This window comes from Streptomyces sp. NPDC059649, assembly GCF_042734445.1.
Taxonomy (GTDB): Bacteria; Actinomycetota; Actinomycetes; order Streptomycetales; family Streptomycetaceae; genus Streptomyces.
In genome coordinates this window covers 162524-181662 of sequence record NZ_JBHWDV010000008.1, presented here as the reverse complement: position 1 = coordinate 181662, position 19139 = coordinate 162524, and the positions used below count along the sequence as shown (strand labels likewise).

General features: G+C 66.3%; 18 protein-coding genes and 3 pseudogenes. 9 read left to right on the top strand and 12 right to left on the bottom strand.

Going from position 1 to position 19139, the window contains the following annotated elements:
• From ACFV1J_RS13375 to ACFV1J_RS13365, 3 genes are all read left to right on the top strand, one after another.
• Positions 1–156: transposase (locus ACFV1J_RS13375; RefSeq protein ID WP_385857454.1), on the top strand; the 156-nt coding region annotated here is incomplete at its 5' end.
• Positions 157–236: 80 nt separating this feature from the next.
• Positions 237–596, top strand: coding sequence for a hypothetical protein (locus ACFV1J_RS13370; RefSeq protein ID WP_385857440.1), 360 nt, complete (start codon positions 237–239; stop codon positions 594–596).
• Between the two features lie 672 nt (positions 597–1268).
• A complete protein-coding gene (locus ACFV1J_RS13365; protein WP_385857439.1) occupies positions 1269–1622 on the top strand; it encodes a hypothetical protein in 354 nt (117 codons plus the stop codon).
• Positions 1623–2123: 501 nt separating this feature from the next.
• Here the strand turns inward: ACFV1J_RS13365 and ACFV1J_RS13360 are convergent.
• The 5 genes and pseudogenes from ACFV1J_RS13360 to ACFV1J_RS13340 all read right to left on the bottom strand — a co-directional run bounded on the left by ACFV1J_RS13360 (position 2124) and on the right by ACFV1J_RS13340 (position 5251).
• A complete protein-coding gene (locus ACFV1J_RS13360) occupies positions 2124–2672 on the bottom strand; it encodes a hypothetical protein (RefSeq protein ID WP_385857438.1) in 549 nt (182 codons plus the stop codon).
• A 112-nt stretch (positions 2673–2784) separates the two neighbouring features.
• Positions 2785–3471 carry an alpha/beta fold hydrolase gene (locus ACFV1J_RS13355; RefSeq protein WP_385857436.1) on the bottom strand — a complete coding sequence of 229 codons (687 nt, stop codon included), beginning with the start codon at positions 3469–3471 and terminating at the stop codon, positions 2785–2787.
• Between the two features lie 140 nt (positions 3472–3611).
• Positions 3612–3952, bottom strand: a pseudogene (locus tag ACFV1J_RS13350) (transposase); the annotation flags it as partial.
• Positions 3900–4426: pseudogene (locus ACFV1J_RS13345) on the bottom strand (winged helix-turn-helix domain-containing protein); the annotation flags it as partial. The pseudogenes ACFV1J_RS13350 and ACFV1J_RS13345, both read right to left, overlap by 53 nt.
• Before the next feature lie 357 nt (positions 4427–4783).
• Positions 4784–5251: a VOC family protein gene (locus ACFV1J_RS13340; RefSeq protein ID WP_385857435.1), complete on the bottom strand. Its 468-nt coding sequence runs from the start codon at positions 5249–5251 to the stop codon at positions 4784–4786.
• Between the two features lie 739 nt (positions 5252–5990).
• Between ACFV1J_RS13340 and ACFV1J_RS13335 the strand changes: the two are divergent.
• Positions 5991–6842 (top strand): annotated as a pseudogene (locus ACFV1J_RS13335) (IS5 family transposase).
• Positions 6843–8089: 1247 nt separating this feature from the next.
• On the opposite strand, the gene ACFV1J_RS13330 reads toward ACFV1J_RS13335, so the two are convergent.
• The 6 genes from ACFV1J_RS13330 to ACFV1J_RS13305 all read right to left on the bottom strand — a co-directional run bounded on the left by ACFV1J_RS13330 (position 8090) and on the right by ACFV1J_RS13305 (position 12083).
• Entirely contained in the window at positions 8090–8866 is a 777-nt protein-coding gene (locus ACFV1J_RS13330) for a transposase (protein WP_385857434.1), read from the bottom strand.
• 58 nt (positions 8867–8924) lie between these two features.
• The gene (locus ACFV1J_RS13325; protein WP_385857433.1) at positions 8925–9317 is read right to left on the bottom strand and encodes a glyoxalase; all 393 of its coding nucleotides are present in this window, start codon (positions 9315–9317) and stop codon (positions 8925–8927) included.
• A 230-nt stretch (positions 9318–9547) separates the two neighbouring features.
• Positions 9548–9781, bottom strand: a complete 234-nt coding sequence (locus tag ACFV1J_RS13320; protein ID WP_385857432.1) for a transposase — start codon at positions 9779–9781, stop codon at positions 9548–9550.
• Between the two features lie 60 nt (positions 9782–9841).
• On the bottom strand, positions 9842–10096 hold the full coding sequence (locus ACFV1J_RS13315) for a hypothetical protein (RefSeq protein ID WP_385857431.1): 255 nt from the start codon (positions 10094–10096) through the stop codon (positions 9842–9844).
• 81 nt (positions 10097–10177) lie between these two features.
• Complete coding sequence (locus tag ACFV1J_RS13310; RefSeq protein WP_385857430.1) at positions 10178–10327, bottom strand: transposase; 150 nt, start codon at positions 10325–10327, stop codon at positions 10178–10180.
• A 439-nt stretch (positions 10328–10766) separates the two neighbouring features.
• Positions 10767–12083, bottom strand: a complete 1317-nt coding sequence (locus ACFV1J_RS13305; RefSeq protein ID WP_385857429.1) for a VanZ family protein — start codon at positions 12081–12083, stop codon at positions 10767–10769.
• A gap of 1552 nt (positions 12084–13635) precedes the next feature.
• On the opposite strand from ACFV1J_RS13305, the gene ACFV1J_RS13300 reads away from it, so the two are divergent.
• Together ACFV1J_RS13300 and ACFV1J_RS13295 are read left to right on the top strand one after the other, a co-directional pair.
• A complete protein-coding gene (locus ACFV1J_RS13300) occupies positions 13636–13926 on the top strand; it encodes a hypothetical protein (protein WP_385857427.1) in 291 nt (96 codons plus the stop codon).
• Positions 13901–14224 carry an HNH endonuclease family protein gene (locus tag ACFV1J_RS13295; protein ID WP_385857453.1) on the top strand — a complete coding sequence of 108 codons (324 nt, stop codon included), beginning with the start codon at positions 13901–13903 and terminating at the stop codon, positions 14222–14224. Before ACFV1J_RS13300 ends, ACFV1J_RS13295 begins: the two co-directional genes overlap by 26 nt.
• A 666-nt stretch (positions 14225–14890) precedes the next feature.
• On the opposite strand, the gene ACFV1J_RS13290 is transcribed toward ACFV1J_RS13295, so the two are convergent.
• The gene (locus tag ACFV1J_RS13290; protein ID WP_385857426.1) at positions 14891–16003 is read right to left on the bottom strand and encodes a DUF5954 family protein; all 1113 of its coding nucleotides are present in this window, start codon (positions 16001–16003) and stop codon (positions 14891–14893) included.
• A 235-nt stretch (positions 16004–16238) separates the two neighbouring features.
• On the opposite strand from ACFV1J_RS13290, the gene ACFV1J_RS13285 reads away from it, so the two are divergent.
• The 3 genes from ACFV1J_RS13285 to ACFV1J_RS13275 all read left to right on the top strand — a co-directional run bounded on the left by ACFV1J_RS13285 (position 16239) and on the right by ACFV1J_RS13275 (position 19130).
• The gene (locus tag ACFV1J_RS13285; RefSeq protein WP_385857425.1) at positions 16239–16409 is read left to right on the top strand and encodes a hypothetical protein; all 171 of its coding nucleotides are present in this window, start codon (positions 16239–16241) and stop codon (positions 16407–16409) included.
• A 699-nt stretch (positions 16410–17108) separates the two neighbouring features.
• A complete protein-coding gene (locus tag ACFV1J_RS13280; RefSeq protein ID WP_106974916.1) occupies positions 17109–17219 on the top strand; it encodes a keywimysin-related RiPP in 111 nt (36 codons plus the stop codon).
• Positions 17220–17252: 33 nt separating this feature from the next.
• On the top strand, positions 17253–19130 hold the full coding sequence (locus ACFV1J_RS13275) for a lasso peptide isopeptide bond-forming cyclase (RefSeq protein ID WP_385857424.1): 1878 nt from the start codon (positions 17253–17255) through the stop codon (positions 19128–19130).
• The last annotated feature ends 9 nt before the right edge of the window (positions 19131–19139 follow it).

Sequence of the window (19139 nt, the reverse complement as noted above, 5' to 3'; positions counted from 1 at the left end):
CGGCTCGGCCGACACCGCTGGGTCGTCGAGAGAACGGTCTCCTGGCTGGGCGGATGCCGAAGGCTGCACCGCCGTTACGAGCGAAGGGCCGAGCACTTCCTGGCCTTCGTCGGCATCGCCGCAGCCCTCATCAGCTACCGCCGACTCACCAACTGAAACAACGTCTTAACCGCCACTCCGTCGCTGTGCTGGCGAATGCAAAGAAGCATGGGCTCCGACTCTCCACCGTCAACATCATGGCCATGGACTACGGCACCTTCTATGACGGCGACATGGGCGCCTACGCCATCGCCGCCGCCACCGCCACCCACAAGCAGCTCAAGACGGTGCTGGGCATCCGTAACGACGTCACGGCGTGGCGGACCCTCGCCGTCACGCCCATGATCGGCGTCAACGATGTCAAGGGCGAAATCTTCACCGTCGCCGATGCGGTGCAACTCAAGAGGTTCGCCGACGCCAAGGGCCTCAGCCGCCTGTCGATGTGGTCGGTCACCAGGGACAAGCCCTGCCCGGATGGCGGTCGGGCGAAAGCGCTGGCGACCTGTTCGAGCATCGGGAAGGACGCGAACGCATTCGCCCGCACCTTCGCCGGCTGACTCCCGCCTGCCCGCGCACCGTTGGCGGGGGCCGGAGCCTGGGCGGAGGCCCGGGCCTGCTGGGGCCGGATGCGGCGTCGGGACGGTGCTCTGCGGCCCGGGCCGGTGAGCGCGTCCGCCAATGTCGCCACGCTGCAGAGCAGATACATCCGGGTGACCGTCGAGGTCGATCCCAGCCTGCGAGGCGATCTGTCTTCGACCGTCTTGATCACCACGGAGTACGAGACGCTGGTGAAACGATCCGCCGTTCCCGCCGCTGACCTGGGGATTCACGGAATTGCGGGCAGAGCCAATTTCAAGGAGCCCCAACAACGCTGCTTAGGGCACGGCCGAGGCACCGCGCCTCCACCAGAGCACTACGCCGAGCCGTAGCCCGTCGACGACTACGCGTTGCGACAACCACGGCCAGATAGCCCCCAGTGACTCCGCTGGCCGACGGGCGGGATTCGGAAGGGGCCACCCACACCCGCGCGGCGGTGTCGTGCAGACGGACCGGTGGCAGACCCGCTGACGACGAGACCGCCGCAAGGACCGGTACAGCTTTCGCGCCTCGATGGAGTCGACCATTGCGAGCGGTGAACACGAGGGCGGCTGTCGTGTCGCCCTTGTAAGGTCGTGGTGGTCGACGCCGTGGCGTGTCCGCACGGGCCTGGAGTAAGGGGAGGGGCATTGATGGGTTTGTTGTTGCTGCTGTTGGTGGGCTTGGGTGTGCTGGTCGCGCTCGTGGTCGTCATCGCCGTCGCGGTGGGCAAGCGCGACAGGAGCGCGCAGCCGCAGGTCCCTCCCGGGGGGTGGGGGCCGTATCCGGGTGCGGGTCCGGGTATGCCGCCCCAGGCGCCGTATCCGCCCACCCAGCAGCCCGGCCAGGGGTTCTGGCCGGCGCAGCAGCCGGGCCAGGGGTTCCCTCCCGGGCAGCAGCCGGGCGCGCAGCCGTACCCGCCGGCCACCCCTCCCGGGCAGCCACCGCACAACCCCGGACCGTACGGCACCCCACCCCCACAACAACCGCCCTACCAGGGGCAGTGACACCTGAAGACCACCGATGACCGGCCGTGGAGCCTTGGCTGCCGGTCGACGCGTTTGTAGGGCGGCGTGCTTTTACGTGCGTTCCGCGTCGCGCGAGTGTCAGGCACGGCGGCGTGATGGACGTTCAATGACGTCTATCGGTTCTGGGCTGTCGGCATCGGAGCATGGCCGGCAACGCTGGCGCCCGGCCCCTGAGCGCTTCATCCCCGCCTGTTTGAGGCTCCCGAGTACGGACGACGTCGCCTCACATAGCCACCTACACCGTCCAGCCAACCGGTGGTACCCGCACGCCAGCGGGACTCACGGAGCTCAAGACACGGCGCTCAAGATTCGTCCATGAAACCGAAGCCCACATCCCGACTCGGCCGGACTGACCGCCGAAACCTGACGGCGCACAGGGACCGGGCAACGCCCCTCCAGATCGAGCCCGCACGGCTTTGCAACGGCGCGCCTTGCTCTGGCCGTGGGCTTGCCAGGGCCAGGCTGGGATGCATCACGGCATTACAGAGGACGTCGCCCCGTCAGTTCTTGCCACACATCGCGCGCGTCCTCGAGAGCAGCCCGAGCCTTCGGGAGCCGCGGATCGCTGCCGTGCCGGGCGCGGGTCTCATCCAGCAGTTCCCTCGCCGTCTGCACCGGTTCGGTCTCCCTGCGAGCCTCACGCCGCTCAGCCTCGAGCTTGCGGAGGTCGCCGTCCCTCAGTGCCTGCAGCTGGTTCGGCTGCTGCGGCCGCATTCTGGAGCCGCACGCTGAACTGACGCACTGCGTCTTCGGGAAAATCGTCCTCGCGAAGCGCTCCATGCGCTCCCGCCCGTCCGGCCTGCTCAGGTACACGTATGACACGTGGGTGGAGCGGGCCAGATCGAACCGGACGTGCAGGCCGGCCAGCGGAACCTCGTCGCCTCCGACGAGGAGCGCATGCTCATGCAGGACGATCTGCCCCAGCTGATCCACATGACCCCCGCGGTCCGGCGCGCGCAGCTGCCGCAACTCGGCCTCTGTCCGGGAGATCCGGCCCCGGTACGCCTTCTCCGCCCGCGACACGGCCATCTGGGCCGGCCGCACCTCCCGGCGAGCCGTGCCCTTGGACCGGTCGGTCCGGGGCCGCCTCCTTGTGTGTTGCGCTGTGTGTTGCGCTGCGGCCGGTCGCTGTCAGCTTGCCCTAGGCGTCGAGGGACTCCGCGGCCTCACGGATCACATCGAGGACGAAGTCAGGATGCGAGAGCATGGGAACGTGGCTGCTGTCCACGGGACGGATATTGGCGGCCATGCGCTCGGCGGCGGACCGCTCCAGGTCGGGGGGCACGGTACGGTCGTTGTTGGCGACGATGAACCAGCTTGGCTTCGTCCGCCAGGCGGTGCCGGGAACCTGCTGGTTGAACAGGTCCGCCACTGGCACGGCGCCCGTCGCCAGGACGAGCTTCTGCTCCGCTTCCGGGAGGTCGCCGCAGAAGTGCGGGAGGCCTGAGGGCTTGAGCCACACGCGGCCGTCAGCAACCTCCACGTGCTCGAAGATGGGCGTGCGGGCGAACTTGTCCAGCTGTTCCTGCGACGTCTCGTCCTCGTCTGGGGCGAGCGCGGCGATGTACACCAGAGCGCCGACGCGGTCGTGGGTGCCCGCTTTGGTGATCAGGGTCCCACCGTAGGAGTGACCGACCAGCACGATCGGGCCGGGGACGTGGTTGAGCGTGAAGTTGACGCACGCCACGTCGCTTTCGAGCGAGTCGAGGCCGTGCTGTGACGCGAAAACCTCATGGCCTTCGGCCTGGAGTGTCGGGATGAGCTTGTTGAAGCACGACCCGTCCGCCCAGAGTCCGTGGGCGAAGACAATGCTGGGCTTGCCCGCCATGGCATTTCCTCCTACGGAGAGATTAAATATGCAACAATGCACTACATTGCACGTTCAGTTCCTATTTTTACGTAATGGCCATGGCGTGTCGCCCCATCCCCATGGTTGGGCCTACGAGGTTGAACGTGTTGTCGTGGTGGTCATGTGTTGATGATCAGGCCCGTTTCGGCGAGGCAGCCGTCTATGAGGTCGCCGCGGTACTGGATGTGGCGCAGGCCTCGTCCGATGCGCTGGATGAGGTGTTTCTGGCGTGCTCAAAGCGACGTTGGAGTGCCAGCCCCGCCGCAGCGGGGACCAGTTGCCTTCGACGGGGTTGAGGTCGGGCGCGTAAGGGCGGCAGGTAGTAGATGGTCAGCCAGTCGCGCGAGGCGGCGAACTCCCACAGCCCGGCGGCCTTGTGGACGTTGAGGTTGTCCCAGGCGAGCACGATCGGGCCGCCGAGTTGCGGGTGGGCTGCGATCAGCAGGTCCCGGTAGTCGCGCGCAGGGCCACACCTCCTTGACCCAGCCGGCCACCGCGTCCTCGTCCCGCTCCATCGCGCGTCGGGCCAGGACCTGGCAAGTCCAGCCGTTACGCAGCAGGAGTTTCCGAACGCCCTGAATCGTGTAGGCCAGGTGGAAACGCCGCCCAATCACCGTCTTCACGCGAATAAGGGTTCAGCGTTGGTCCTCCCAGCCGTGCGCGGCCGGTCCCTTGGACAGCTCCGCCTCCAGCTGAGCGAACTGCTTGTCGTCAGCCTCGGCAGCGACGCCGGCCCCTGCGACCGCAGGGCCGACGGGCCGCCCCCCGTCCACGCCTGCCGCCACCGCTGCACGGACCTGACACTGACGCGTAGGTCCTTGGCGATCACCGCACTCGCCTTACCCCGGGCGAACCGCTCGGCCGCCTGAAGCCACAACTCTTCGCGGAACTGCTGCCGTTCGGCGGTAAGCCCGCCTCCCTGTGGATACCGCATCCCCTGGTGAGACCGCACGGACGACGAGCCGTCAGCACCTACGACTCCACGAGTTCAACCTCAGTAGACGTCAAGGAACCAGACAAGACCTAGCGTGCGGGGCTGGACGGCGGACTGCGGAGGACCGCGAAGAACCTCGCTTCGACAGGCGGCGGCAGCCGGCATGCAACCCGAGAGAGCCTCCTGATCCCGGGCCGAGGGCCATGAGTCCGCCGTATGCGGACCCCGCGAAGTGCCGCGGCCCTGGCCTGGTGTGTGGCGGCATTTTCGTCGATCTTCACCGGCCGGTCGCCTTGGTCTCCGCCTGTGGATCCTCGGCTCGGGCCGTGTGCACGCATGCTGATGTGGTGAGGCTGATCAGGATCCAGCGCCGGGCAACTTCTGCGACAGTTCGATCATGTTGCCCCACGGGTCACGGAAGAACGCCAGTCGCCGGCTGATGTCCTCGATCTCGAAAGGTTCACCGATAAGGTCGACGCCACGGCTGGCGAGCTCCGCACGTGCTTCGTCGACATCGTCGACATGGACGCACATGTGCTGGTAGCCGCCGTGTTGCAGGCTGACTCCGAGGTCGTCGAGGACCTCGTTCGGGAACGGTACCGGTCCGGCCAGCAGTTCCACATGGAAGTTGTCATCGTTGGGCGGGCAGAGGTACGCGAGCTTCAGCTCACCGTACGGCCACTCCTGGAGCACTCGGAAGTCCAGCTTCTCGGTGTACCAAGCCATCGCTGCGTCGTATTCGGGAACGCGGATACCAACATGGTGACCACTGAAGGATGCAAAGGGGCTTGACGGGTTTTTCGGCGGGTGGGTCGGCATGGGCATCGCAATTACTCCTAACCTGCTAAACCATCAGGGGATGGCACGAAGAAGCAGACAGTTCACCTATCGTGCGGTCGGTGTGGAATAGTCAAGGTCCGGATATTTGTGATCAGGTTCGATGGCTCACCATATCTGCCCAAGCCCTTGATGTTCGGCGCGCCCTTGCCGGAGATCACCGGCAGGATCCGACGGCGTCGCATCTCACGCCGTACGGCGTTCGAGTCGTACACCTTGTCGCCCAGGACGCGCTCGGGCCGCCGTCGTGGACGGCCCGGACGTTCGGGCACAGGCAGGATTCCGTCGACCAGGCCCGGGGTCTGCGGGACTGTCCAGCGAAGCTCATCCTGTGGCGGTCTCATCCATCTGCTCGGCAACCCACGGCACGGCGCGAGAAATGCCCCGTCGCTTGCGGGCGCGTTTCGAGGCGGCGGGTCGCTCAATAGGGTTGCTGGGCAGGCAGGAAGGCAGGCAGCGGTCGTCAGAAGTGTGCGGATCTTGCGGGCGAAGCCGGGGCCGGGCACAGGCAGCTCCCTGTCTGGTGGTCTGCGCGGCCAGGCGCCGCAGGATGCGCGCGCCGCGTCCCTTTGCCAGCATCGCCTGCACCCTTATCTGCCTGCGCCGCCTCACCCGCTGATGTGCCGTTGCAACAGCCTGACTGCAAGGTCGTGGCCGTAGTGAAGGGCCAGGTCCACGGGTGTTTGCCCGTCACGCCCCGGGGGTTGCGGATCAGTGCCGAAGGCCCGTGGTCTGTGTGTCGTTGACTGACGCCCAGTGGGCACGCATCGAGCCGTTGCTGCCGACCGGACGCCGAAGCGGGGTGGACGCTGGCGTGATCATCGGAGGGTGATCGACGCGATCGCGTTCAAGTGCCGCACCGGGACGCCGTGGATGGACCTGCCCGAACACTTCGGGGCATGGAAAGGTGCCCATAACCGACTGCGGAAGTGGGCAGTTGACGGCGCCTGGGAGAAGGTCTTCACCGCTCTGCTCGCCCAGGCCGATACCGAAGGCGATCTCGATTGGGTCGTTGCGGTCGACTCCACCGTCGTCCACGCTCACCAGCACGCCGCTGGGGGGCCGGCAAAGGGGCCCGGCCGGCGAGCCGGACGGCCATGCCCTCGGCCGGTCCCGCGGCGGGCCGACCACCAAGATCCACCTTGCCGCGGACAGCCGCTGCCGCCCACTGGCGTTCACCATCACGCCCGGCCGGGCTGGCGACGCACCAGCGTTCACCGAGGTCATGGCCCGCTTACGGGTGCCCCGGCCCATCGGCCGACCCAGGACCACACCGGGCATGATCCTGGCCGACAAGGCCTACTCATCCCGCGCGATCCGTTCCCATCTCCGCCGGCGCGGTATCCGGGCCGTGAGCCCACAGACCGCCGACCAGGCCACTCACCGCAAACGCCTGGGTAGCCGCGGCGGCAGGCCACCGGTCTGCGATCGCGACGCTTACCAACAACGCAACACGGTCGAGCGCTGCATCAATAAACTCAAGCAGTGGCGCGGCCTGGCCACCCGCTACGACAAGACCGCCACCATCTACCTCGCCGGACTCCATCTCGCCGCCATGTTCATCTGGTCAGCGAGATGACCCGAAAGAAGTGTCCTAGCCCTCAGGGTCGACAGAAGTGCGTTTGTAGTGACATGGGTAGGGATAGGGGTCCCCGCCGTTCGCGTAGACAGTCCCATCCATCTGCAGCTCTCCATGCTCCACAAAGAATTCCAGAAACTGGACGTCGTTGTGATTCTTGAAACTAAGTACCAGATAGGGTGGCAGGCCAGGGTCTTTGTTGACCCCGTGCCATTTCCCGTCGGATGAACGGCGTGTCACCTGCGCGTCCGGCACAGGGCCGTCCCACTCGACTGGAAAGTCTTTGCTGGAAAAAGTGTAATCGTCACGTAGTCGAACTATCGGTGATCCGCATTTCCGCTCCCCGTCCCATCGGCCGACCAATTCGGAATGGGTTACGGCCTTTGGAGTGACGACGGGTTTGCCTGCCCCGCAAGAGGACGGGGCGAGTGCCGTCACGGTGGCAGCTGCAAGGCTTGCACTGATGCGAAATATGTCGGTTTTCACGCTATCTACTTCCGGCCGTATCTTGGATGGCCCAGTATGCCGGTCGATGATCCGAAAGAGACGGCCTAGTGGCCCATGGCCGAGTTGGCGAGCATCAGTGACTGTCGCCTACGACGCCATCTGCCTCCCCGGAGGAGCATCCCTTCCGTAGGTGGAGGGGAACGACGTGGGCTCCCGCCGCCGAGAGTTCTTGGCGGAGCTGAGTGTTGTCGTGCAGGGCTGCGACGGCCGTGGCGGCTCGGGCTGGCCGTATTGGCGGGCCTGGTGGCCGGTGCGCGGGAGTCACGGCTACGGATGCCGCTGAGTCGCTACGGGGTGCACGCCGAGGGGGTGGTGGTGGACCAGGAGCATCGGCCGGGGGAGGATTGTTCGACGCCCGTCATCGAGTTCACAGGCTGGCAGGGCCAGCCTGTCAGGTTCCGGTCCGTCGCGACGGGGCTGGGTCTGGCCCTCGGAACCCATGTTGCCGGTCGTCTACCTGCCCGAAAGGCCGGGAAGTGCAAGGGTATTCACCGCAAGCACCGCCTATCTCTGATCGTAGGTCTGTTCGCCGGCAGCGTGACCTTCCTCGGCGTCGCGGTTGGGGTCGTGCTCACGCGCTGAGCTTGTTCTCCTTCCTCGTTCTCCCTTACGGATCCACCGTCAGACCTGTCGCGGGACCCATCGGACACGCCTTAAGTCGTCGCGGGTCGTTGGCGCTTAAGTAGGCGTTGTCCCGTAAATGATCTAAGGCGTGCTCGTTGACCAGCCTTGTTTCCCGATCATCCGGTGAGGGTGAGGGTGAGGTTGTGGAGACGGGCGAGGTCGAGCATGGCGTGGTGGATGCCATCGGCTTTCAGGCGACGGTCATGGAGGATCTTCCAGGCTTTCATTCGGGCGAAGGCATGCTCGGCGTGGGCGCGGACCTTGCGGTGGGAGCGTTTGTGCTCTCCTTTCCAGTCACGGAGTTCGGCCTGGCCGCGTTCGCGGCGGTGCGGGATGACCAGGCCGGTGCCGCGATAGCCGCCGTCCGCGATCACCGTGGTCTTACCGACGGGGTCCTTCGCGCCGGACAGCTCCCACGCCTTGCAGTCGTTGCGGTTGCCGGTCACCGGCCGGCCGACGGCGACGACGAGCCGGGTACCGGCGTCGATCACGACTTGGTGGTTGGGGGAGTATCGATGGTTCTTCGACTGCTCGGCGACGGTGTGTTTACGCGTGGGGACCAGGGTGCCGTCCACGATCAGCACGGTGTCCTCGCGGAATCGCTTACGGAGCTGGAGCGCGAGCACCGGTCCGAGGTGGTCGATGATGGGGTCGGCGGCCGACTTCGAAATGCCGAACAACGGCGCCAGTTGCCGGAGAGTGAGGTTGGTCCGCCAGTACGCCGCGACCAGCAACACCCGGTCCTCCAGCGGCAGGCTCCAAGGGCGGCCCCTGCGGATCGGATCCGCCACCTCGCGTCGCAAGGCAGTGATCAGCTTGCCGAACTGACGTGGAATCAGCCCAGTGAAGGGCGCTAGCCAGGACGGCCTCGACGCCGTGATCACACCAGTCACAGCAAGATCATCCCACTCTTAACCGGCAGTTATGGGTCAACCCGCAGTCATCCCTCCGTCAGCGATCGCGGACAGGTTCAAGGAACTCGAGCCGATTGCCCAGCCTGTCGAACGCGTAGAAGCGATTGTGGCCAGGGAAGTTGTCATCCCAGGTGACGCTCACCCCGTGGTCTTCCAATCGCGTGGCGAGCGCTTGGAGCGAGGTCACAAGGATGCCCGGATGTGCCTTCCTGTTCGGGCGGAAGTCCTCTTCAACCCCCAAGTGGACCTCCAGGCCACCGCCGCGAAACCAGCACCCACCACGAGCCGCCAGTAGTGGGGGCTTCTTGAGCTCTGTCATCCCGAGAACGCCTCCCCAGAAGTCGCGGCAAAGCTCTTCAGTTCCTGGAGGGATAGCGAGCTGCACGTGATGCAGGCCGCCCAAGGTGTATCCGAGCGCTCCTTGAGCCATCTCTTCTCCTCACCCTCTCGCCAAAAATCTTGACGTCAAGATAATGAGGGTCGCATGGATCTGACAAGAGGACGGCTCGGCAGGGGGCAGGTAGGCAGATCGAGTCGTGCCCCGTCCAGCTCAAGGCTCGCCCACAAAACGTGGACGCGGCGGCGAGCGAGAGCGAGGAGAGCCTGCTTGGGTCCCTTTCCCTCTCTTCGCTTCCGCTGGTAGTACGCCTTGGAGGCGGGTCAGGACTTGAGGCTGGACATCGCCGACAGGTGCTTCGCCCGAAGCAAGCCACGGTGGTAGCGGCGGGGTCTGCGCAGGTTACCGCTGACGCGACCGGAATCGCGAGGCTGCGAGGCCAGGCCGGCAAAGTCAGCCGGGCGGTCAGCACTGCCGACGACGTCCACGTCGCCGCCAGTTGCGGCGATGAACTCGGCGCCGAGTTTGGGGCCCATGCCGGGCAGGCGGCGGATCACCTCGGCGCGCGGATGCTCGTGAAACCGGGCGTCGATGAGGGCGTCGAGTTCGGAGATCTCCTAGTCGAGGGCCATCACCCCCTTCGCGAGACGGACCACCATGGCAGCTGCCAGCTTCTCGTCGGGCAGTGCGGTGCGCTGGGCCCGAGCAGCTTTCACGGCGGTGCGAGCGAGTGCGGCGGCTCCTTTGACCTTGCGGTTCTTCAGCCAGGCCTCGATCCGCTTCGTACCCGTGCGGCGGATCGCAGCCGGAGACTGGTAGCCCGTCAGCAGCATCACCGGCCCCTTGCTGGTCAAGTCCAGCGACCGCTCCAATGCAGGGATACCTTGAGTAGTTGGCTCGAAGGCGGTTGATATGCCGGGTGCGGTCGAAGACAAGGTCCAAGCGCCGGGTAGTCAGAGTACGCAGATCGACGGCGATCTCGTCACCGGGCCGTCGTTTTGAATCCGACGGGACAGCAGCCGCTCGTCCTCCCCGTTGATCACCACCGCGTGGTGATGCGTCTTGCCGATGTCCATCCCAGCCCAGATCAGGGGTACGGCCACCTCCGCCAGCTCGTCGTAATCCGATCCCGCAGACGACCTCGCCGGCGTTGTCCTACAGCAGCGATCGAGTCGCATCTCCCAATTGGCGGTCGAGTCGTCGCGGGCTCCAGGCGGCCAAGTCCCGTAAGCCATCCAGCGGCTCAGCTTTTATAGCCATACCTGAAACCCAACGTTTAGACTCAGTAGTGGGCGGGGGACCTGGGGCGGTTGGCACGAGAAACAGACGAGTGCGATGGTTGACCAGCCCCGGCCTATACCAATCAGCCCGATCACCGTATCGTGTGGCACTGCGCCGATGACCGCGTTGAGGCCTCCGGCCTGGTCCTGCGCCGCTTCGTCCTTGAGGTCTGTTGATAAACGACAGCAGACCCCGACCCACTCTGGGGTGCGAGGCCTGCTGGCAGGACTACGAAATCGGCCTGGCCGCGGCCAATAGGCCCTATTGGGATGTTTTTTCCTTCATCTCCACAGCCCCGGAAGACGCATTGATGTGGACGATTGCACTTGAATCTTTGCAAGTGATTTTGATGCGCCAAACGGCATGCCACTTAGAGCCGTTTCGCACTGCGAGCAATTCGCCTACTTCGGCCCTTTGGCACCCTGGCGTAGAGCTCTTGGCGAGCTGGAGTGCCTCTTCCTTTTTGATGTGGGAAGGTGCGATGTTGACATCCGGAGCTTTCCGCGTAGACAATTGAGAAACATGCCCCGTTCGATCGATCTGAACATCCAGGCGCATAGGCATGAGTACGGCATGGCGATATCTGCGCCAGCTGACGAGCCAGCCCAGGGAGGCCTTTTCTCCGACTGGAGAAACCTCTACTTTGCTGTCTGGGACGGCCCAAGAAAAGTGGGTTTCGGCGTACGCGGCAGCCGCTTTTCTTGCCTGCTGCGAGTTTTCTACGTGCGTTGGCCCTCCCGGCACTGGGTAACCCGAAGGCTTTCCGTTGTCCGACATGTCCAGGCTGGCCGTGATCTCATTTGCTTCTGGCCAATTGATCTGGACGAACCCGACTGGAAGACTCGCCATGACAGTGCCGCGGTCGGAATCGGGCGATGACGAAAACTGTACGTCTCCAACCGTGTAGTGATCACCGAAAGCCTGGCGGACAGCTTCTACAACAGCGTTGCGTTGGTCGCTGGCCGCCGTCCCCACTGCCTCAGTAGCATTCACGGAATGCGCCTGAATAGAGGTGAGCCAGACAGTGCCAAGAACCACTGCGAAGGCTACGCATGTGATCACTGCCGGCGAACGACGCATCCGCCAGGGTGTCAAGCCGCTCCGTTGAAATCGCACGAGGATGAAGGCTATAAATGCACCCAGTGTGCTACCAGCCGAATTGGACACCAAGTCGCTGGTGTCGCAAGCTCTTCCGATTGCCGGCAGAGCACCTTGTGCAGTCTCGATAAGGGCTGAAAGCGCCACACCGCACGCGAGGGCGGGAATCGCCCTGCGCGTGACGAATACGCCCGTGAAGCCGACGGGCACGAACATGAGACAGTTCAATATGCCTTGTTCGGTGCCGAAGGGTTCAAGTAGCGCCAGGTTCACAACACAGGCGCCGGCCCCTTGGGTGCCTCCGTTGGTCCACAGAGTCAAGAAAAGCACACTCACCATTGAAGTGCACCAGAGCGCCAAGGAGACCGGACGGTCCGTTCTCTTCTTCGAGGCGAGAAAAACCGAGATAAAGAAAACTACAGAAAGTGCGATTGCGGCAATGGTGAATGTCGCGTGGCCTTTGAAGACGGCTTCAAGCATGGGCAGATCCCTGGGGTTGTTTCTCAATGCGCAACGCCCCCTCGCGGTTTCTCCGCAAGGGGGCGTGACAGCTATCACTGCTCATCCCGTTAAGCGCGCAGTGAGCGGACTATTCCGTCATCGGAATAGTCCTTGCTGGCATCGGATAAGTCAGCAATTCCTCGTGGGAGGGGTCTGGTAGGTGCTTCCACCCGAGTAAAGAAGCCCCACGTTAGGGCTACAAGACGCCGAGGGAGACCACTGCGCCGAGGCTATCAGTGAGGTGCTGCAGGTCTTAGTTCCACTCCAGTGGTTAGTCCCACTGCGGAGGTAGCCAACCTTGCAGGAGACAGACCTGCCTCCGGTCTTGTCGTAAGAGACATCTATGTAGGTGCCCTTAGTTGTCGAATTCATGAGCAGAACGCCATTGCTGAGTTCCGAGCACACATCATGGTCCGTGATGTAGCCGTCGTGCGGGCAGTCGTAGTGCGCGGCGGCCGCCTTGGCCACTCCTGGCTTTGCCGCTGCGGCACTCGCGCTGGCTGCGGTCATGAAAGGCGTAAGAGCGGCGACTGCTGCAACGGCAGTGGCCGCGCGAAAACGCGAGTTCACAATTTCCCCCTAATGATCACACCGTCTTTACGACTAGGGGAGCCTAACATGAGTTCGATCTTGGTGTAGAAGCTTTTTCAGTCGACAGGTGTCTCATTTACATCGCCGAGCTAACCCTCCCTGCCACTACCCCGGGAAGGCCGGCACCGCCGAAGCACCCAAGTCACTGTCTACGGCTGTGGTCAGGCGTTGAGACCCAGGATGCGGACCGGTTCCCCATCCCAGCGCTTCGCTGCGGTGGTGGCAACGATCGCACCGTCAGGAAGTGTGGATCTGAGCTGCTGGAGGCCGGGGCCCAGCAGTTGGGAGGGACTGGAAGAGAAACACCACGCATCGACGATCATCCTGACACTCTGCGGGACCGTTCTCGGCTGGCCAACTGGCGCGGTGAAGCTGGAGACGCGGCCGGAAGTGCAGAGGCCCTGGGTGAACAGCTCACCGATCGACTACGGACCCGGGGCCCTGACCACTCTGACACCTTGAGAACGAAAAACCAGCTTGCGTACTGGTTGGCCGTTCGGGGGGGGGCAGGCCGGAGACGCAGCGGGGCTGCAGAGGTTCGGGCCGCACTGCTGGCCGACCGGCTGCAGAGGCACGGGCCCGACCATTCCAACACCTTGAGAACGAAAACCAGCTTGCCCAATGACGGAGCAGGTCCCGGTAGACGAAGCCGCTCCGCACACGATCTACAAGTATGTACCCGAACTCAAGGGCGGTCGGGCCACGCTCGCCGAGGCGTTGGCCGCAGCCGAACTGTCCCGGCCTGCGAAGTCGGCTGAGGAGTTCCGCAGTCTGCGGCTGGTGACACGGTTCTCACCGGCGCCTCAACCGTCGACGGCAGACGGTCTGTTTGCCTCTCGTACACGGTCCGATGATCCCCGTCTGTCCTCTTGCGCTGCTCTCCACGGCAGCGTGCATTCCAGCCTGCTCGCAGGACGTCAAGCCGTCGGCGGACGCCAGCGTGGCCGACAGTGCGCACAGAGGTCTGCGCCTGACGGAGGCGATAGGCCGGCTGAAGGTCGCCCGCGAATCGCGTACCGGCTACGCCCGCACCAAGTTCCGCCTGTGGATCGATGCGGATCACGACGACTGCGACACCCGCAAGGAAGTCCTGCTGGCCGAAGCGACCAAGAAGCCCCGACAGTGCAGGAACTGTGCGCTGACCGGCGGCACGCGGCGCTCCTACTACGACGGCAAAACCCTCAACCAACGCCCGCCAGCTCGACATCGACCACGTCTTTCCCCTCGCTGAGGCCTGGGACTCCGGTGCCCCGAAGTGGAGCTCTCAGCGCCGCGAGCAGTACGCCGACGATCTCGGCGCGAGCCGTTCCCTCGTGGCTGTCAGCCTCGGCGCCAACCGCGCCAACGGCGACAAGGATCCAGCCGAATGGATGCCACCGACCCAAACCGCCACATGCACCCTCGCCACCGACTGGGTCGCCACCAAGCTCCGCTGGAAGCTGCCGATGGACCGAGCCGAGCAGAACAAGCTGAGCAAGCTCGCGGCCGGGTGCCCCCGCGCAACGGTGAGGCACGCCCCGGCTCCATAGGAGCCCATGGCGGCCCCGAGCGCAGTCGGGGGAGTTCTCTCGTGTCCGCCGGTCAGGGTGACCGACGTGGCGTGTCTCCTGCAAGTAGGTGAAAGAGGACCCGCCCGAGGGGGCGTGCTCGGGTGTTGAGGCGGCCTCCGAGGCCAGCCTTGTCGGTCAAGGCGGCTGCCAGCGCCAAGGAGTGACCACGGTGCGCCGCGAGCTGCCGGTCGAGGCGGGATAGGGAGGAGGATCTGGTGTGGGGCGGAAGTTCTCCTCGCCCGCTGCCAGGCACTCGACGAAGCCCAGGGCGTCCCGGCGGTTCCAGTCCAGCGCAAGTCCCGCCGCGAGTGCGCGAATCGCGCCAGGTGCCTCGTGGCGGGTGTGTACTGGGCAGCAAAACCGGCTTCGCGGCGATTGCGAAGGTAGTGGGTGTTGCAAGGTCCTGGCTCTTCACGCAGCAGGTTCTCGTCGCGGCCATCCGATAGTTGCAGAACTGACAGCTCACCAGGCAGCGGACCGGCTCGCAGCCCGCCTGTGGAACTCGGGGCCGGCGGCGGCCGACAGATCTCCAGCCGAAAGCAACCGTCCCCCGGGAGGCACCGGGCGCCCGCCCGTTACCGCGAGCCCGGCCACGTCTGCGCGGTGCCGGATGACCCGTTCACTGTCACGCAGGCGGTGGACTTGTCAGACCGAAGGTTCGGCCTCGTCGTCTGCGTCCTCGGGGAGGATGTTGCCGTCCTCCTCCAGCACCGGGTGGATGCGCTCAGGGCCGTGCCTGTTGATGTCTGACGGGCGTGGCCCTTCGGGGCCGTCCGGACCCCAGCGCAGCAGGCGGCGGGTGCGGGCGATCCGGTAGACGGTGCCCTCGACCTCGAGCTGGTTGACCCGGCCGGCGCGGAGCTGGTCGGCGGCCTCGGCGTATGCGGCCAGCTCCGAGGCCGCAGGGTCGACACCTTCGGCGACCAGGGTACGTGCGTCGACGTCCCTGTCAGCGCCCACCGGGACGAGGCCCCGTCTGCGTGGCTCCCACCATGTCAGGGAAAAGTCCAGTGTCTTACGGGCCTCGTGCGCACTGCCGTGCAGGGCGCTGGTCGGCATCCACCCCCCACCCTCAGCCTGTTCCACCACCGCGAACGTCGCAGGCAGCAGTAGGACGTCGGGATGGGTGTCCACCGCCCGCTGCGAGTCACTGCGTACGTCGTCGGGGAACCCGGAACCGGTGTAGGCCAAGCTGCGCAGCGCCAGGCGCTCCGCGGCTTGGGCCGGGGTGATGGGGGCGTCGGGGTCGAGGAGCAGCCCGTCATCGATCGGTGCCTCGACGGTGCCGCGGGCCCAGTCGGGCCTGACCGGCTCCGGATCCGTCGGGCGCGGTTGCTCGATGCCGTCCGCGTCCATGCCGGCGTACTCCTCGGCACGCACGATCCGATAGCGGGTCCCGAGCACGGTGAGTTCGTCGACGCGTTCGCGTTCCAAGCGGGCGACCGCCGCCAGCAGAGCACGCCGTTCCGTCCTGTCCTGGGCATCGTCCTTCGCCCGGAACCACAGCAGCGAGTTCAGGCTGTCACGCGCCGTCTGCGGACAGTCGGCCGTCACTGCGACCACCACCTGCCACTGCGGTCGCTCCTCCGCCTCCACGCTCTGCGCTGCCACCCCGAACAGCGGGCCGCGCACCGCCAGCGCGTCGACCTGCACCACGGCGTCCATCGCGTCCGCCTCCACAGCGGCCTCCACCGGTTCTACGGGAAGCCGTACCACCACCGGCCGCGCCCCGCCCGACCCCGTCTCTGACTGGTCCATGCCCCTATCCTGCCGACCACGGCACATCGCCCTCCTGCATTTCCTGATTCCTGCCTTTTTCGCGGACTTCACACGCTATGAGGGGCGAGCCGGGAGGGGCGTTAGGACCAACTCGCCGCGTGTGGCCGGACTTTCACCATCGCCTGCGGGAGCGCGATGGCGGAGCATGTGCGCGGCAGTCGCGAGGTGGCGCTGAGCGCGGCGAAGACCCTGATCCTCACGTCCCGCCTCGGGCGTGTGGGGACTGGCCCAGGGCGCCCGTCTGATCTCCGCCCTGCCCGCGGGGCCCAGCCGCGCCCTCCTCCGCCTCGCCACCAAGAGCGCACACCTCCACAACTCCGTGACCGTCGACGACTACCCGCCGTCGCCCACCGCATCACGACGCGGGGTCGGCCTCGCGGGTTGACCCCGGAGGCGGGCTCGGGGCGGAGTGAGGAGTGCTCGCCGCCTTGCTGCCGGCCCTGGCTCGCGGACCTGGCACTGCGTCCGCGACGGTGCGTCGGAGCCGCGGCCGACGGTCGCGGCCGCGCAGTCGCCGACATCCCGCTTTGATGGATTAACTCTCCCTGGGACGGCCCTGGTCGTGGGTGGTTCGCTGGGCGCGGCCTTTTCGGGCGGGTCATCTGCCGTATCAGGAGCAGCCCGCCGCCGTCGACCCCCTGGTCCGCACCGCCCTCGCCCGCCGTGCCGCCGGGCAATGTACGGCGGTGGTCCCCCCGGCGGATTGAGGTAGGGGGCGCCCGGTTCGCGCTCTTCGGTTCGCCGTGCGCCCCTCCCCCCGACCGGATCGAAGGTCGGGTTCCGGAAACGCAGTTCAAAACGTTTCGTTGCCGCGGAATTTACTCACTGACTTTGATTCACTTTTTCGCGAAGCCATCTACATGGCGGTTTTCGCGTCCGCCATCTCGCCGCTAAGCGGAAAATCATACTTTCCTGTCGGGGGTTGCAGAGGGTCGAGGGCCTGCAACTAGCTTCGTCGGCGAACGCCCCGCCTCCTCGTTCTGGGCCTCCGATGGGCTCGGGCGCCGGGGACGGCCGTGCACCGGTATGCCGGTTCGCGGTCGTACCAGGGGAGGCGGACGCGACCAACGACGAAGGAGACGTCATGAAGAAGGCTTACGAGGCACCGACCCTCGTCCGGCTGGGGACGTTCCGGAAGAAGACCGGGCTCCTGAACAGCTCCGGCAACGACCGTCTGATCCTGAGCAAGAACTGACCGCGGACGGCTGACGGATCGCTGCCCAGCACGATGGCTGATTCGCATCAGAGCAAGGGACCGGGCCCCGGCGACGCGCATTTCGCGGTCTTCCCCGACCGTGCGGATGCGGCCGCCGTGGCCCGCTCCTGCTCCTTCTCACGCCCAGGAACACGCACCCTCACGCACACCTCGGGCCGGCCCTGGCTGGTCGGGCACTGGAGTGACGACGAGATCGTCACCGCACGCGCCGGCCGGGCGGCGCTCGCCGTCGTCGGCTGCTGCCCGGTCGACGCCTCCGAACTACAGCGCCACGCCGCCAAGTTGAGCGATCTGGCCGGGCTCGACGCGTTGGCGCGCACCCTGCCCGGCAGCTTCCACCTCGTCGCCACGCTCGACGGGCAGCTCAGGGTACAGGGCACCGCCTCGGGTCTCCGGCTGGTGTTCCATGCCGCCGTCGATGGTGTCCAGACCGCCGCCACCAGCGCCGACGTCCTCGCGGACGCGCTCGGCACCGGTCCGGACGTGGCGCAGCTGGCCGTTCGGCTGCTGTGGCCGGTTCCCCATCCGTTGTTCGAGGCCCCGATGTTTCCGGGAGTCACGGCCGTAGCCCCGGAGGAGGCGCTGATCATCGCGGCGGACGGGCGGACCGTGCGGCGGTCCCGCTGGTGGACACCGCCCGAACCCACACGAGCGCTCGCCGACGGCGCACCCGTCGTACGCGAGGCACTGGCCGCCGCCGTCGATGCCCGCACCAGGCAGGGCGGTGTGGTCAGTTGTGACCTTTCCGGCGGGCTGGACTCCACCTCGATCTGTTTCCTGGCGGCGCGGTCGTCGGCCCGGGTGGTGGCCAGTACCTGGCCCGGACGCGATCCCGCCGACACCGACCTGCACTGGGCGCAGCAGGCCGCCCGCTTCCTCCCGGACCTCGACCACGTCATCTGGGACGCCGATGACTCGCCGCTGGTCTACACCGATCTGCTCGACATCGACGATCTGCTGGACGAACCGACCATCGGCGTGATGGACCGCGCCCGGGTGCTGCATCATCTGCCGGGGCTGGCGGAACGGGGCAGCCGGCTGCATCTGACCGGTATCGGCGGCGACCACGTGGCGTGGTGTTCCGAGGCCTACTACCACCGGTTGCTGCGGACGCGTCCGCTCTTCGCCCTGCGCCAGCTGCGCGGGTTCCGGGCCCTGTGGGAGTGGCCGCTCGGCGGCACCGTGCGAGCGCTGGCCGATTCCCGGCCGTACGGGAAGTGGCTGGCCGACGCCGGCCGCCAGCTGCGCGGCGCCCCACCGCCGTCCGTCGCCAGCAGTCTCGGCTGGGGCACGGCCCCACGGCTGTTCGACTGGGTGAGCCCGGAAGCGGAACGGATGGCCGGGGAGGCGCTGAGCGCGGCGGCCGGGCAGGCCACGCCCCTGCACCGGGACCGCGGGCTGCACACCGACCTGGAACAGATCCGTTCCTGCACCCGCATCATCCGGCAGTGGGACCGGATGGCTGCCCGGGCCGGGGTTCCCATGGCCTCGCCCTTCTTCGACGACCGGGTGATCGAAGCCTGTCTCGCGGTCCGCCCCGGTGAGCGCGTTACGCCCTGGCGCTACAAACCCCTGCTGGCCGCCGCCATGCAGGGCGTCGTTCCCGAGGTGTGCCTGCGGCGCGGCAACAAGGCCGAGGCCTCGATGGACGCCTCGAACGGGCTACGCGAGCACCGCGGCGACCTGATGGCGCTCTGGGAGGACTCCCGGCTGGAACGACTCGGCCTGGTGGACGGTGACACCCTGCGCCGGCTGGCCAGGCGCCCCTCCGCGCCCGGACTGCGCGACGCGATCCTGTACTCGACCATCGCCTGCGAAGTGTGGCTGCGCAGCCTCGCCCGCACCACCGCGCCCCGCACCCCCCACAACGCGGCCTCCCCGGCCTCTTGATACACGCCC

What these genes read in the sequence shown, in the direction of transcription:
- ACFV1J_RS13370 (WP_385857440.1), top strand. Translation starts at nt 237, where the DNA reads ATGGCCATGGACTACGGCACCTTCTATGACGGCGACATGGGCGCCTAC.
- ACFV1J_RS13365 (WP_385857439.1), top strand. Translation starts at nt 1,269, where the DNA reads ATGGGTTTGTTGTTGCTGCTGTTGGTGGGCTTGGGTGTGCTGGTCGCG.
- ACFV1J_RS13360 (WP_385857438.1), bottom strand. Translation starts at nt 2,672, where the DNA reads ATGGCCGTGTCGCGGGCGGAGAAGGCGTACCGGGGCCGGATCTCCCGG.
- ACFV1J_RS13355 (WP_385857436.1), bottom strand. Translation starts at nt 3,471, where the DNA reads ATGGCGGGCAAGCCCAGCATTGTCTTCGCCCACGGACTCTGGGCGGAC.
- ACFV1J_RS13340 (WP_385857435.1), bottom strand. Translation starts at nt 5,251, where the DNA reads ATGCCCATGCCGACCCACCCGCCGAAAAACCCGTCAAGCCCCTTTGCA.
- ACFV1J_RS13325 (WP_385857433.1), bottom strand. Translation starts at nt 9,317, where the DNA reads ATGGCTCAAGGAGCGCTCGGATACACCTTGGGCGGCCTGCATCACGTG.
- ACFV1J_RS13305 (WP_385857429.1), bottom strand. Translation starts at nt 12,083, where the DNA reads ATGCTTGAAGCCGTCTTCAAAGGCCACGCGACATTCACCATTGCCGCA.
- ACFV1J_RS13290 (WP_385857426.1), bottom strand. Translation starts at nt 16,003, where the DNA reads ATGGACCAGTCAGAGACGGGGTCGGGCGGGGCGCGGCCGGTGGTGGTA.
- ACFV1J_RS13280 (WP_106974916.1), top strand. Translation starts at nt 17,109, where the DNA reads ATGAAGAAGGCTTACGAGGCACCGACCCTCGTCCGGCTGGGGACGTTC.
- ACFV1J_RS13275 (WP_385857424.1), top strand. Translation starts at nt 17,253, where the DNA reads ATGGCTGATTCGCATCAGAGCAAGGGACCGGGCCCCGGCGACGCGCAT.